This is a genomic window from Pseudomonas sp. Ma2-10 (assembly GCF_054330215.1).
This window is the reverse complement of sequence record NZ_JBTEYL010000008.1, coordinates 1-12,550: the sequence shown is the minus strand read 5'-3', so window position 1 is coordinate 12,550 and position 12,550 is coordinate 1. Positions and strand designations below refer to the sequence as shown.

Here is a 12,550-nt window from a genome sequence, read left to right as displayed (position 1 = left end):
CTCCTTGCGACGGCCGAGCGGTGCGTGGGCGAGCTTCTGAGGAGTGTAGCCATCAGTAGGAAAAGCGTGATTGTTTGGTCGGTTTTGATGCAAAAGCTTCTAAGAAGCGAAGTCTTAAACCTGCGGGGAAGTCCGCGAACGCGGTAGGAAGAGAGGGCGGTGGAATCAGGATTCCGGGCAAAATATGCCCTGCGTTCAGCGCAATGCGGGGGCGCTGAACGGGTCAGTTAAACGTCGCTTTTAGCGGGTGCGATAACGCAGGCGTGTACCGAAATTCATCGACATCAGGATCTCGTCAGCACTCAGCTCTGGCGGGAAGTAGGCGCCGGAGATCTGTGCATGAGCAAGGCTCGCGCCTTCCAGCGAGGCGTTACGAAAGTCGATGCCGCGCAAGTCAGCGGAGCGGAAATAGGCATCGGTAAAGTCGACGCTGTCGGCGTTCAGTTCACGCAGGTCCAACCCCCTGAAATCGCCACCGACCATGTCGATTGGTCCGTCTTTTGGGCGCTCGCTGTTGAAGCCCGTGATGTCGTCTTTGTGCAGCAAAGCATAAAGCGGGGTGTCGAGAAGTTTCGGCGGGGTCATGTCAGATCACCTGTTGGTTTTATGACGCCAGTATAGTGCCACTATTTGGCAGCCGTGAAGCCGGCGAAGGCTTCACGGCTGAAATAATTTCTTACAGGCCGGGCAGACGCTGGCGAATCTGTGCGACGACTGTATCGAGGGTTCCGCTTTCATTGGTCTGAACGCGTTTGCTGCAGAGAATCTCTGCTGGCGTCAGAGCCTCGCGAGTCGCTTGCTGGGCTTCGATAACCGTCAGATTGGCGTCGGACGGGTCCTTTTTGTCGGCCTGACGCAGGGCCAGCCAGCTCTCGATCACCGCTTGCGGCGCATTGCAGTCGAGGATCAGGAATGGCGCGCCGGTGGCTTCGGCGATTTTCGCTGCACCGTCACGCTGGTCGCGCTTGAGGTACGTCGCATCGATCACCACAGGGAAGCCAGCACGCAGGATCACTGCGCCAACTTCATGCAGGCGGGTGTAAGTGGCGGCGCTGGCGTCGACGCTATAGATGCCGGCCTGAGGGTCGTTTGGCACGGTTTGCTCGCCGAACAGACGTTTGCGCTCTACATCGGAACGCAGGCGAATGGCGCCCAATGCTTCCACCAGACGCATGGCCACGTGGCTCTTGCCGACGGCAGAAACACCGTGGGTGATGGCCATGAAGCGCGAAGGAATGGTGCTGTAGCTTTCCGCCAGGTTGGCGTAATTGCGGTACTGGCGCAGGGTGGTGGCTCGCTGCACCGGGTCGGCCTCGGCCGGCATGCTGAACAGGCTGACTTTGGCGCGAACCAGTGCGCGGTAGGCTTTATAGAAGTTCAGCAACTCAAGACCCTGGTAATCGCCGGTCAATTCCAGGTATTGGCTGATGAAGCGGCGCGCCAGGCTCTTCAGGCCACGGTCTTCCAGGTCCATCGCCAGGAAGCCCGTGTCGGCATAAACGTCGGTGAAGCGGAACGGTTCGTTGAACTCGATGCAGTCGAAGATCACGACCTTGCCGTCAATCACGGTGGCATTGCCCAGGTGGATGTCACCGTGGCATTCGCGGATGAAACCTTCGGCCTTGCGCTGCGCGAACAGTGGCTTGAGGCGTTCGAAGCTGCTTTCGGCCCAGGCTTGAAGCGCATCAAGTTGCAGCAGATCGGCCTTGTCGCTGAGAAACGGGCGAATCTGATCGAAATTCTGGCGTACCGGTGCCATCACGCTGTCCGGCGTGCCCGCTTCGTGTTCGGCAGGCACTTTTGGTGCGCTGAGGTGGAATTGGGCGATCTGCGCGGCCATCTCGTCGATGTGCATGGGGGTCAATTCGCCGTTGGCTTGCAGCGTGCTGAGCAGCTGGCTCTGTGGGAATTGACGCATTTTCAGTGCGTAATCGACGACCGGGCCGTCGCCATCCAGTTGTGGGGCTTCGGCGCTGCCGGTGATTGGCAATACTTCGAGGTACAAATCGTTGGTCAGGCGCTGGTTAAGACGCAGCTCTTCCCCGCAAAAATGCTTGCGAGCGTCGAGGTTGGTGAAATCCAGGAAGCCGAAATTCACAGGCTTCTTCACTTTATAAGCAAAAGGGCCAGTGAGGATTACCCAGGAAATATGGGTTTCGATGACCTGGAACCCGTCTACGGGATGCGGGTAGAGGGCCGGGTTTTGCAGGGCGGCGATCAGGGTCTGGCTCACAGGCGATCCTTCAGAGTCTGGGGAAAATTCACGGCCGTCATTATGGCCGCAAGTCCGTCTGACGCAAACCTCGGAGGGCTCCTGTTGAGTATGAATAAAGTGCGTATAATCCGCCGCCATGACTCGTACTCGATCCCCCCGCACGCCAAAAAAACCACCTTCCAAGGGCCTGCGCCCCTGGCTGGGCTGGACCTTTAAACTCAGTCTGGTCGGCCTTGTAGTGCTGGCCGGGTTCGCGGTTTACTTCGACGCGATCGTCCAGGAGAAGTTCTCCGGCAAGCGCTGGACCATCCCGGCCAAGGTGTATGCGCGCCCGCTGGAGCTGTTTACCGGCCAGAAATTGAGCAAGGATGACTTCCTCACCGAGCTCGATGCCTTGGGCTATCGCCGCGAAGCCGTGAGCAACGGCCCCGGTGCCGCAGCGGTCAACGGCAATACCGTCGACTTGAATACCCGTGGTTTCCAGTTCTATGAAGGCATGGAGAAACCACAGCCTGTGCGTGTGCGTTTCTCCGGCGACTATGTTGCCGAGCTCTCGGCGACCAACGGTTCCAAGCTTTCGGTCGTACGGCTGGAGCCGCTGCTGATCGGCGGGATTTACCCGAAAAACCTTGAAGACCGCATTCTGATCAAGATCGATCAGGTGCCGCCGTATCTGCTGGAAACGCTCGTCGCTGTGGAAGACCGCGATTTCTACAGCCACTGGGGCGTGTCGCCCAAGTCGATTGCCCGCGCCATCTACGTCAACACCTCTGGCGGCAAGATGACCCAGGGCGGCAGTACGCTGACCCAGCAGTTGGTTAAGAACTTTTTCCTGACCAGCGAGCGCAGCCTGACCCGAAAACTCACCGAAGCCATGATGGCAATGCTGCTTGAGCTGCATTACGACAAACGGGAAATTCTTGAGGCATACCTTAACGAAGTGTTCGTCGGTCAGGATGGCCAGCGCGCGGTGCACGGTTTCGGCCTGGCCAGTCAGTTCTTCTTCGGGCAGCCGCTGTCTGAGTTGAAACTGCATCAGGTTGCGTTGCTGGTGGGCATGGTCAAGGGGCCGTCCTATTACAACCCGCGTCGCAACCCCGAGCGGGCGCTTGAGCGGCGCAATCTGATACTCGACGTGCTTGAGCAGCAAGGTGTCGCCACTGCCGAGCAGGTCGATGCAGCGAAGAAAATGCCATTGGGTGTGACGACACGCGGCAAGCTGGCCGACAGTTCGTTCCCGGGGTTTATCGATCTGGTCAAACGTCAGCTGCGCGAAGACTATCGCGACGAAGACCTGACAGAAGAAGGCCTGCGAATTTTTACCAGTTTCGACCCGATCCTGCAGATGAAAGCCGAGGCGTCGGTCAGCGACACCTTCAAGAGACTCTCCCGGCGCAAGGGGGCCGACGAGGTTGAAGCCGCCATGGTCGTGACAAACCCGGAAACCGGTGAAGTCCAGGCCATGATTGGCAGTCGTCAGGCAAGTTTTGCCGGCTTCAACCGTGCGCTGGATGCTGTGCGACCGATCGGTTCTTTGATCAAACCGGCGGTTTATCTGACAGCCCTTGAGAAGCCGAGCCAGTACACCTTGACCAGTTGGCTGTCGGACGATTCCTTCTCGGTCAAAGGCGCGGACGGTCAAGTCTGGAAGCCGCAGAACTACGATCGCCGTTCCCATGGCACCGTATTCCTGTATCAGGGCCTGGCGCAGTCCTACAACCTGACGACCGCGCGTCTTGGGTTGGCAGTGGGCGTGCCGAATGTCCTGAAAACCCTGGCGCGTCTCGGTGTGAGTCGCGAATTTCCGGCGTTCCCCTCGATGTTGCTGGGCGCTGGGGCACTGACCCCGATCGAAGTGGCGACTATGTACCAGACCCTGGCCAACGGTGGTTTCAATACGCCGATGCGCGGGATCCGTAGTGTATTGACCGCTGAAGGCGAACCGCTCAAACGTTATCCGTTCCAGATTCAGCAGCGCTTCGATCCGGCCTCCATTTACCTGGTCCAGAACGCTATGCAGCGGGTCATGCGTGAAGGTACCGGCCGTTCGGTTTACAGCGTGTTGCCGAAAACCCTGACCCTGGCCGGCAAGACCGGCACCAGTAACGATTCCCGGGATAGCTGGTTTGCCGGTTTCAGTCAGGACCTGCTGGCAGTGGTCTGGTTGGGTCGCGATGACAATGGCAAGACTCCGTTCACCGGCGCCAGCGGTGCGCTGCAGGTCTGGACCAGTTTCATGCGCAAGGCCGATCCTTTGCCGCTGGACATGCCGCAACCAGACAACATTGTTCAGGCCTGGGTCGATTCGCGTACCGGACAAGGCTCTGATGCCAACTGCCCAGGCGCGGTGCAGATGCCGTATATTCGCGGCAGCGAACCGCCTCCCGGTGCCGCTTGCGGTGGCGAAAGCCCTGCTTCCGGCGAAACGGTGATGGATTGGGTCAAAGGCTGGATGAATTAAGCAAAGAGGGTTTCAAGTGAACAAGTGGTTGATTCCAGCGGTTACCGCCGTGGCTTTGCTCAGCGGTTGCTCCTCCGTACAACGCGGGTCGATTCCGGTTGTGGATTCCGGTAGCGCCGTTTCGAACAGTGAGCGGGTTTCGGCGACTGGCGGTTTCCGTCAGACGACGACTAAACGTCCTGCGCAAGCCCAGACTCAGGCGATTCCACAAGGTGATACCGGCGTCATCGTGATGGTCCCAGGTGGCGGCGCAGTGACGTCGGCACCGATCAGCACGGCGCCGATCACGCCAGGCCCGATTACCCCGGGGCCGATCGATACCGCGCCGGTGCAGTCTGCACCGATCAATCAGGGCAGTTACAGCATGCCGTCGACGCCGAGCGGGATTCCTTCGGCGAGCTCCGGTGGCTTGTCTGCCGACGAGCAATTGGACGGTCCGGTTCTGGCCTTGCTGACTACCGCTCAACAGCAACAGGCGAGCGGTGATCTCAACGGTGCCTCCTCCAGCCTCGAGCGCGCCCAGCGTGTTGCGCCGCGTGAGCCACAAGTGCTTTATCGTCTGGCTCAGGTGCGAATGGCTCAAGGCGATGCGCCACAAGCCGAGCAGTTTGCTCGTCGTGGCCTGACTTTCGCCAACGGTCGTCCGGCACTTCAGGCCAGTCTGTGGGAATTGATCGCTCAGGCGCGTGAGAAACAGGGTGACTCTGCTGGCGCAGCATTGGCCCGTCAGAAGGCCAAGGTTTCGCTGTGATGGATGCACGCTTTGCGAAGGTTGCCGAACAGTTGCTCTTGATCGAGCGCGAGCTGCGGGTACAGGGTTGGTGGGACGAGGTCTCGCCCTCCGCCGAAGCGCTTTGCAGTGTCGAACCATTCTCGGTCGATACGCTGGATTTCGAGCAGTGGCTGCAATGGATCTTCCTTGCGCGGATGAAGGTGATCCTCGAGCAGGACCTGCCTTTGCCAAACGCTTCGGGAATTCAGGAGATGGCCGAAATGGTCTTCGCCGCCCGTAATGTTCAGGGCAAGGACCGGCAGTTGCAGGTGCTGCTCAAAGAGTTTGATCTGCTGATCACCGCTTCTCGCTGAATCAAAACTGCCAGTGTCTACTGGCAGTTATCCGCAATCTGTTTCTGTGCTTCGCTAATGCGCGCCTGCCGCTGCTGGTCGGTCAGGCGGCGCATCTCGCCTTCGACATCCTCTCGTATTCGCGGGTTGTTCTGCAGTTGAGCCAGGTTCGTCCGCGCCTGTTCGCAGAATGCCTTTAGCTGGGCTTGCTGATCTTGGGGCGGTTGGGCGTCAAAGTGGGTAACGCCCTGGACATCGACCCATTTGTAGATCTGCGCGGCCATGCACATAGAGCTGATGCCAATCAGCAGGCTGACGGTCAGGAAAAACGTTCGCATGCCATTTCCTTGTATTGGGTTGCGCAATTGAAGCTAACACAGTCGCTGTTTAGCGGTTTTTTCTTGCTTTCTCATGTGCTTAGTTCAATAAAGCACATAGACGACTTGACTTGGAGAGGACGAAACAGAAGAATCCAAAGTCCGCTGTAGAGGGACTGCCAGAAGCAGGCCCGCTCAGCAGATCATGAGGCGCACATCCGCGCCGACTTGTTACACCCGCAACGCGTTACCTCGCGCTGGGTGGGAAAGGCCCGCAACACTTGGGACGATCCCAAACTTGCTCAGTCAGTGCTGACGTAGTCGGCGACCACCGTCGCTCATGCTCTGCTGAGAAGTAAACCTATTAAGACCCGTCCCCTTTTATGTGGGCGGTATTCTGGCGTTTTAGAGGTGAACAACGTGGAGCTTTTATCTGGCGGTGAGATGCTCGTCCGCTTTTTGCGTGACGAAGGCGTCAAATATATCTACGGGTACCCGGGTGGTGCTCTTCTTCATGTTTACGATGCCCTGTTCAAAGAACCGGAAGTGACCCACATCCTGGTTCGGCACGAACAGGCTGCGACCCATATGGCTGACGGCTATGCCCGTGCCACCGGTAAAGCCGGCGTGGTGCTGGTGACCTCCGGCCCGGGCGCAACCAACGCTATTACCGGTATTGCCACGGCCTACATGGACTCCATCCCGATGGTGGTCATTTCCGGCCAGGTGCCTAGCACCATGGTGGGCACCGATGCGTTCCAGGAAACCGACATGATCGGTATCTCCCGGCCGATCGTGAAGCACAGCTTCATGATCAAGCACGCGTCGGAAATCCCGGAAGTCATGAAGAAAGCGTTCTACCTCGCGCAATCCGGTCGTCCTGGTCCGGTCGTTGTCGATATCCCGAAAGACATGACCAACCCGGCCGAGAAGTTCGAATACATCTTCCCGAAAAAAGCCAAGCTGCGTTCCTACAGCCCGGCCGTTCGCGGTCACTCCGGGCAAATCCGCAAGGCGGCAGAAATGCTCCTGGCGGCCAAGCGTCCTGTGATGTACGCAGGCGGCGGCGTGATTCTCGGTGGTGGTTCCGCACCGCTGACCGAGCTGGCGAAGATGCTCAACCTGCCAGTGACCAATACCCTGATGGGTTTGGGTGCCTACCCTGGCACCGACCGTCAGTTTATCGGCATGCTCGGCATGCACGGCAGTTACACCGCTAACCTGGCGATGCACCATGCCGACGTGATCCTTGCAGTCGGCGCTCGTTTCGATGACCGCGTGATCAACGGCCCGGCCAAGTTCTGCCCGAATGCCAAGATCATTCACATCGACATCGACCCGGCTTCGATCTCCAAGACTATCAAGGCAGACGTGCCTATCGTCGGTCCGGTCGAGAGCGTCTTGACCGAGATGGTCGCGATCCTCAAGGAAATCGGCGAGACCCCGAACAAGGAGTCCGTTGCCAGTTGGTGGAAGCAAGTTGATGAGTGGCGCGGCGACCGCGGTCTGTTCCCTTACGACAAGGGTGACGGCAGCGTCATCAAGCCGCAAACCGTGATCGAAACCCTATGCGAAGTCACCAAGGGCGATGCCTTTGTGGCCTCCGACGTGGGCCAGCATCAAATGTTCGCGGCGCAGTACTACACGTTCAACAAGCCGAACCGCTGGATCAACTCCGGTGGCCTGGGGACCATGGGTTTCGGTTTTCCGGCGGCCATGGGTATCAAGCTGAGCTTCCCGGATGCCGACGTCGTCTGTGTGACGGGCGAGGGCAGTATCCAGATGAACATTCAGGAACTGTCCACCTGTCTGCAATATGGCTTGCCGGTCAAAATCGTCATCCTGAACAACGGCGTTTTGGGTATGGTTCGCCAGTGGCAAGACATGAGCTATGGCAGCCGTCACTCGCATTCCTACATGGAGTCGCTGCCTGACTTCGTCAAGCTGGCAGAGGCCTATGGTCACGTCGGCATGCGCATCACCGACTCGAAAGATTTGAAGTCGAAGATGGAAGAGGCGTTTGCCATGAAGGATCGCCTGGTGATCCTCGATGTGTCGGTCGACACCAGCGAGCACGTCTACCCGATGCAGATCAAAGACGGCTCCATGCGCGATATGTGGCTGAGCAAGACGGAGCGTACTTAATCATGCGGCATATTATTTCCCTGCTTCTGGAAAACGAACCCGGCGCTCTGTCTCGTGTAGTCGGCCTGTTCTCGCAGCGCAACTACAACATCGAAAGCCTGACCGTGGCACCTACCGAAGACCCGACTTTGTCGCGTCTGACGTTGACCACCGTGGGTCACGATGAAGTGATCGAGCAGATCACCAAGAACCTGAACAAGTTGATCGAAGTGGTCAAACTGGTCGACCTGTCGGAGAGTGCTCACATCGAGCGCGAACTGATGCTGGTCAAGGTCAAGGCCACCGGCGCCCAGCGTGCCGAGATCAAACGCACCACCGATATCTATCGTGGGCAGATCGTTGATGTCAGCGCCAGCGTGTATACCGTTCAACTGACCGGTACCAGCGACAAGCTCGACAGCTTCATTCAGTCCATCGGCACCGCCTCGATTCTGGAAACCGTCCGTAGCGGCGTAACCGGTATTGCCCGCGGCGACAAAGTACTCAGCATCTAAACCAAATTAGCGAATGGCCTGAACGGCCTGGATATATAGGGGAATTTCATGAAAGTTTATTACGAAAAAGACTGCGACCTGTCGATCATCCAGGGCAAGAAAGTTGCCATCATCGGTTACGGTTCCCAAGGCCACGCTCAGGCGTGCAACCTGAAAGACTCCGGCGTTGACGTGACTGTTGGCCTGCGTAAAGGTTCGGCGACTGTTGCCAAAGCCGAAGCTCACGGCTTGAAAGTGACTGACGTTGCATCTGCTGTTGCGGCCGCCGACCTGGTCATGATCCTGACCCCGGACGAGTTCCAGTCCGCTCTGTACAACAACGAAATCGAGCCGAACATCAAGAAAGGCGCCACGCTGGCCTTCTCCCACGGCTTCGCGATCCACTACAACCAGGTTGTTCCGCGCGCTGACCTCGACGTGATCATGATCGCGCCAAAAGCTCCGGGCCACACCGTGCGTTCCGAGTTCGTCAAAGGCGGCGGTATCCCTGACCTGATCGCTATCTATCAGGATGCTTCCGGCAACGCCAAAAACGTTGCGTTGTCCTACGCTGCTGGCGTTGGTGGCGGTCGTACCGGCATCATCGAAACCACCTTCAAGGACGAGACTGAAACCGACCTGTTCGGCGAACAAGCCGTTCTGTGTGGCGGTACCGTTGAGCTGGTTAAAGCCGGTTTCGAAACCCTGGTTGAAGCTGGCTACGCGCCGGAAATGGCCTACTTCGAATGCCTGCACGAACTGAAACTGATCGTTGATCTCATGTACGAAGGCGGTATCGCCAACATGAACTACTCGATCTCCAACAACGCTGAATACGGCGAGTACGTGACGGGTCCGGAAGTGATCAACGCCGAATCCCGTCAGGCCATGCGCAACGCCCTGAAACGTATTCAGGACGGCGAATACGCCAAGATGTTCATCAGCGAAGGCGCTACCGGCTATCCTTCGATGACCGCCAAGCGTCGTAACAACGCCGCTCACGGCATCGAAATCATCGGCGAGCAACTGCGTTCCATGATGCCGTGGATCGGTGCCAACAAGATCGTCGACAAAGCTAAAAACTAAGTCGCGCACTTGTACGAAAAACGCGGCCTAGGCCGCGTTTTTTCGTTTGGGTGGCTGGTTCTGGTATAAAGCTGCATCGTTTGCGGCCGAACCGTCGTCCCAGACACCTGTCCAAACTTTCCACCCCGTTGCAAGGTAATGTCCATGAGCGAACGTCCCGAAGAGCCAAACCAGGCTTCTGACGCCGAAAGCCTGCTGCCCATCGATGAGCACATCGAGGAAGGGCATGACGCTGAAGGTCGTAAAGTCCGGCATCGTGGTATCTATCTTCTGCCGAACCTGTTTACTACTGCGAATCTGTTTGCAGGGTTTTATTCCATCATCAACTCAATGAGCGCCCAGAGCGCCTTGAGTGCCGGTGATTCGATTGGTGCGAGCAAGTATTTTGCTTTTGCAGCGATCGCGATTTTTGTCGCGATGGTGCTCGACGGCCTCGATGGTCGCGTTGCCCGTATGACCAATACCCAGAGCGCCTTCGGTGCCGAGTATGACTCGCTGTCCGACATGGTCGCCTTTGGTGTTGCGCCAGCATTGTTGGCATTCGGTTGGGCCTTAGGCGATATGGGTAAGGTCGGCTGGATGGTTGCTTTCATTTATGTAGCCGGTGCAGCGTTGCGTCTGGCGCGGTTCAATACCCAGGTCGGTACTGCGGACAAGCGCTACTTCATTGGTCTGGCCAGTCCGGCTGCTGCCGGTGTGGTTGCAGGCATTGTCTGGGCGTTCAGTGATTACGGGATTCAGGGCTCGAAGATGTCCTTCCTGGTTGCGCTGATGGTCGCTGCCGCCGGCATGCTGATGGTCAGCAACATCAAGTACAACAGCTTCAAGGAACTGGATTTGAAGGGGCGCGTACCTTTCGTGGCCATCCTCGCGGTGGTGTTGGTGTTTGCCGTAGTGTTCAGTGATCCGCCGCGTATCCTGCTGCTGGTTTTCCTCGCTTATGCAGCCTCTGGCCCGGTTCAATATTTGTTACGACTTCGTCGGCACAAAAACGCTTAGCTTCCCTCATACTCCGCAGTCTATTGGTGCATCTGTTCTCCGATGCTGCGGAGTTGTCATGCTGATCAAAATTTCCAGAGCGTCTGACTGTCATGAGTCGGATGTCACGCCAGAATCCCTCTATCTATCTCGCCGCAACGTATTGGGAGCTGCCGTTGCCGGTTTGGCTGTTAGCGGCTTGCCGCGTTGGGTCAGTGCTGCCGATGCTGCGCGTTATGCGGATGTCGAGCCTGGCAAGGCGCCTTCCTGGTTTGCCAAAAAACTGCCTGCTACCAAATGGGGGGCGGTCAACGTCAACGATGAGGCGATCACGCCATTCAAGGACGCGACTCATTACAACAACTTCTATGAGTTCGGCACCGATAAAGGTGACCCTGCCGCCAACGCAGGCGCGCTGAAAACCGAACCCTGGAGCGTGGTGGTGGACGGGGAGGTGGGCAAGCCTGGGCGGTACGCATTGGAAGACTTCATGAAGCCTTATCAGTTGGAGGAGCGTATCTACCGTCTTCGCTGTGTGGAGGCCTGGTCGATGGTCATTCCATGGATCGGATTTCCCATCTCGGCCTTGCTCAAGGAAGTTGAGCCGACGTCCAATGCCAAATTCATTCGCTTCGAAACCCTGGAAGATCCCAAGAGCATGCCGGGGCAACGTTCCGGCTTTGCCTTGATTGACTGGCCATATGTAGAAGGGCTGCGCCTGGATGAGGCGATGAATCCGTTGGCGATTCTTGCCGTGGGTATGTACGGGCGGGAGTTGCCGAATCAGAACGGCGCGCCTCTGCGTTTGGTGGTTCCTTGGAAGTACGGTTTCAAGAGCATCAAATCCATCGTGCGGATCAGTCTGGTTAGTGAACAGCCGAAAACCACCTGGCAGGGCATTGCTTCGGATGAGTATGGTTTTTATGCGAACGTGAATCCTGCGGTCGACCATCCGCGTTGGACTCAGGCGCGTGAGCGGCGTTTGCCGAGTGGATTGTTCAAGCCCAATGTGCGGGATACACAGATGTTCAATGGCTACTCGGATGAAGTCGCCTCCTTATATACAGGGCTCGATTTGCGGAAGAACTACTGATGCGATTTCCGTTTTGGCGAATGGGCGTCTTTGTATCGGCTGCGGTCTGGCCGCTGCTTTGGTTGTATCAGGCCTGGGGGGATGTGCTGGGGCCTGATCCGGGTAAAGTGCTGGTTGATCGGTTGGGGTTGGGGACGCTTGTCCTGCTACTCATTACTTTAAGTATGACGCCTCTGCAGAAGCTTACCGGTTGGGCGGGATGGGTTGCTGTCCGGCGGCAGCTGGGGTTGTGGTGCTTCGCTTATGTGGTTTTGCATCTGAGTGGGTATGCGGCGTTCATCCTCGGCTTTGATTGGTCGCAATTGGGTGTTGAGTTACTCAAACGGCCGTACATTATTGTCGGGGCGCTTGGGTTTCTGTGTTTATTGGCCTTGGCGGTGACCTCAAATCGTTATAGTCAGCGCCGTTTGGGTTCTAGCTGGAAGAAATTACATCGTCTTGCCTATGTGGTTCTCGGGCTTGGATTGCTGCATATGTTGTGGATCGTGCGCGCTGATCTTAAGGAGTGGGCGGTTTACGCCTCTTTAGGTGTATTGCTATTAGTGTTGCGACTACCCCCCGTAACCCGCCGAATTCCCCGATTAATAGCCCCCAAGACACCTTCTGCACGAAAAGCGTAATTAAGAGTTGACGGCAGATTCTGGACGTCTATAATTCGCCCCACTTCCGGCGCAGTCGAAACGGAAAACTCCTTGGTAAACAAAGAGTTATGCGGTT

Annotated in this window: 12 protein-coding genes; 9 read left to right on the top strand and 3 right to left on the bottom strand. The window is 57.3% G+C overall.

All coding sequences use genetic code 11. The annotated features are described in order from the left end of the window. Positions 1-240: 240 nt before the first annotated feature. Positions 241-585, bottom strand: a complete 345-nt coding sequence (locus ACXPVS_RS12095; protein WP_458510145.1) for a pentapeptide repeat-containing protein — start codon at positions 583-585, stop codon at positions 241-243. Between the two features lie 91 nt (positions 586-676). Beyond that, complete coding sequence (locus tag ACXPVS_RS12090) at positions 677-2,233, bottom strand: bifunctional aminoglycoside phosphotransferase/ATP-binding protein (RefSeq protein ID WP_458510144.1); 1,557 nt, start codon at positions 2,231-2,233, stop codon at positions 677-679. 118 nt (positions 2,234-2,351) lie between these two features. On the opposite strand from ACXPVS_RS12090, the gene mrcB reads away from it, so the two are divergent. From mrcB to ACXPVS_RS12075, 3 genes are read left to right on the top strand one after another with little or no spacing between them, the layout of a single operon-like run. Further along, the gene (mrcB, locus tag ACXPVS_RS12085; RefSeq protein ID WP_458510143.1) at positions 2,352-4,676 is read left to right on the top strand and encodes a penicillin-binding protein 1B; all 2,325 of its coding nucleotides are present in this window, start codon (positions 2,352-2,354) and stop codon (positions 4,674-4,676) included. Positions 4,677-4,692: 16 nt separating this feature from the next. Further along, on the top strand, positions 4,693-5,427 hold the full coding sequence (locus ACXPVS_RS12080) for a tetratricopeptide repeat protein (protein WP_458510142.1): 735 nt from the start codon (positions 4,693-4,695) through the stop codon (positions 5,425-5,427). Then, on the top strand, positions 5,427-5,762 hold the full coding sequence (locus ACXPVS_RS12075; protein ID WP_458510141.1) for a YqcC family protein: 336 nt from the start codon (positions 5,427-5,429) through the stop codon (positions 5,760-5,762). The genes ACXPVS_RS12080 and ACXPVS_RS12075 overlap by 1 nt, the downstream gene beginning before the upstream one ends. Positions 5,763-5,779: 17 nt before the next feature. Here ACXPVS_RS12075 and ACXPVS_RS12070 read toward each other — a convergent pair whose 3' ends face one another. Further along, a complete protein-coding gene (locus ACXPVS_RS12070; RefSeq protein ID WP_458510140.1) occupies positions 5,780-6,079 on the bottom strand; it encodes a DUF4124 domain-containing protein in 300 nt (99 codons plus the stop codon). Between the two features lie 399 nt (positions 6,080-6,478). Here ACXPVS_RS12070 and ACXPVS_RS12065 point away from each other — a divergent pair, with 399 nt between their 5' ends. The 6 genes from ACXPVS_RS12065 (at position 6,479) to msrQ (ending at position 12,453) form a co-directional block, all read left to right on the top strand. Beyond that, entirely contained in the window at positions 6,479-8,203 is a 1,725-nt protein-coding gene (locus ACXPVS_RS12065; protein WP_458510139.1) for an acetolactate synthase 3 large subunit, read from the top strand. 2 nt (positions 8,204-8,205) lie between these two features. After that, a complete protein-coding gene (ilvN, locus tag ACXPVS_RS12060; protein WP_003176102.1) occupies positions 8,206-8,697 on the top strand; it encodes an acetolactate synthase small subunit in 492 nt (163 codons plus the stop codon). A gap of 48 nt (positions 8,698-8,745) precedes the next feature. Continuing rightward, the gene (ilvC, locus tag ACXPVS_RS12055) at positions 8,746-9,762 is read left to right on the top strand and encodes a ketol-acid reductoisomerase (protein WP_458510138.1); all 1,017 of its coding nucleotides are present in this window, start codon (positions 8,746-8,748) and stop codon (positions 9,760-9,762) included. Positions 9,763-9,906: 144 nt separating this feature from the next. Beyond that, positions 9,907-10,761 (top strand): CDP-diacylglycerol--serine O-phosphatidyltransferase, encoded by an 855-nt coding sequence (gene pssA, locus ACXPVS_RS12050; protein ID WP_008156794.1) that lies wholly within the window; start codon positions 9,907-9,909, stop codon positions 10,759-10,761. Positions 10,762-10,819: 58 nt separating this feature from the next. Then, positions 10,820-11,833 carry a protein-methionine-sulfoxide reductase catalytic subunit MsrP gene (gene msrP / locus ACXPVS_RS12045; protein WP_458510137.1) on the top strand — a complete coding sequence of 338 codons (1,014 nt, stop codon included), beginning with the start codon at positions 10,820-10,822 and terminating at the stop codon, positions 11,831-11,833. Next, positions 11,833-12,453: a protein-methionine-sulfoxide reductase heme-binding subunit MsrQ gene (gene msrQ, locus ACXPVS_RS12040; protein ID WP_458510136.1), complete on the top strand. Its 621-nt coding sequence runs from the start codon at positions 11,833-11,835 to the stop codon at positions 12,451-12,453. Before msrP ends, msrQ begins: the two co-directional genes overlap by 1 nt. Positions 12,454-12,550: the final 97 nt, after the last annotated feature.

Excerpts from the sequence above, each read along its gene's own strand:
- ACXPVS_RS12095 (WP_458510145.1), bottom strand. The coding sequence starts at position 585 with ATGACCCCGCCGAAACTTCTCGACACCCCGCTTTATGCTTTGCTGCAC.
- mrcB (WP_458510143.1), top strand. The coding sequence starts at position 2,352 with ATGACTCGTACTCGATCCCCCCGCACGCCAAAAAAACCACCTTCCAAG.
- ACXPVS_RS12075 (WP_458510141.1), top strand. The coding sequence starts at position 5,427 with ATGGATGCACGCTTTGCGAAGGTTGCCGAACAGTTGCTCTTGATCGAG.
- ACXPVS_RS12070 (WP_458510140.1), bottom strand. The coding sequence starts at position 6,079 with ATGCGAACGTTTTTCCTGACCGTCAGCCTGCTGATTGGCATCAGCTCT.
- ilvN (WP_003176102.1), top strand. The coding sequence starts at position 8,206 with ATGCGGCATATTATTTCCCTGCTTCTGGAAAACGAACCCGGCGCTCTG.
- ilvC (WP_458510138.1), top strand. The coding sequence starts at position 8,746 with ATGAAAGTTTATTACGAAAAAGACTGCGACCTGTCGATCATCCAGGGC.
- pssA (WP_008156794.1), top strand. The coding sequence starts at position 9,907 with ATGAGCGAACGTCCCGAAGAGCCAAACCAGGCTTCTGACGCCGAAAGC.
- msrP (WP_458510137.1), top strand. The coding sequence starts at position 10,820 with ATGCTGATCAAAATTTCCAGAGCGTCTGACTGTCATGAGTCGGATGTC.
- msrQ (WP_458510136.1), top strand. The coding sequence starts at position 11,833 with ATGCGATTTCCGTTTTGGCGAATGGGCGTCTTTGTATCGGCTGCGGTC.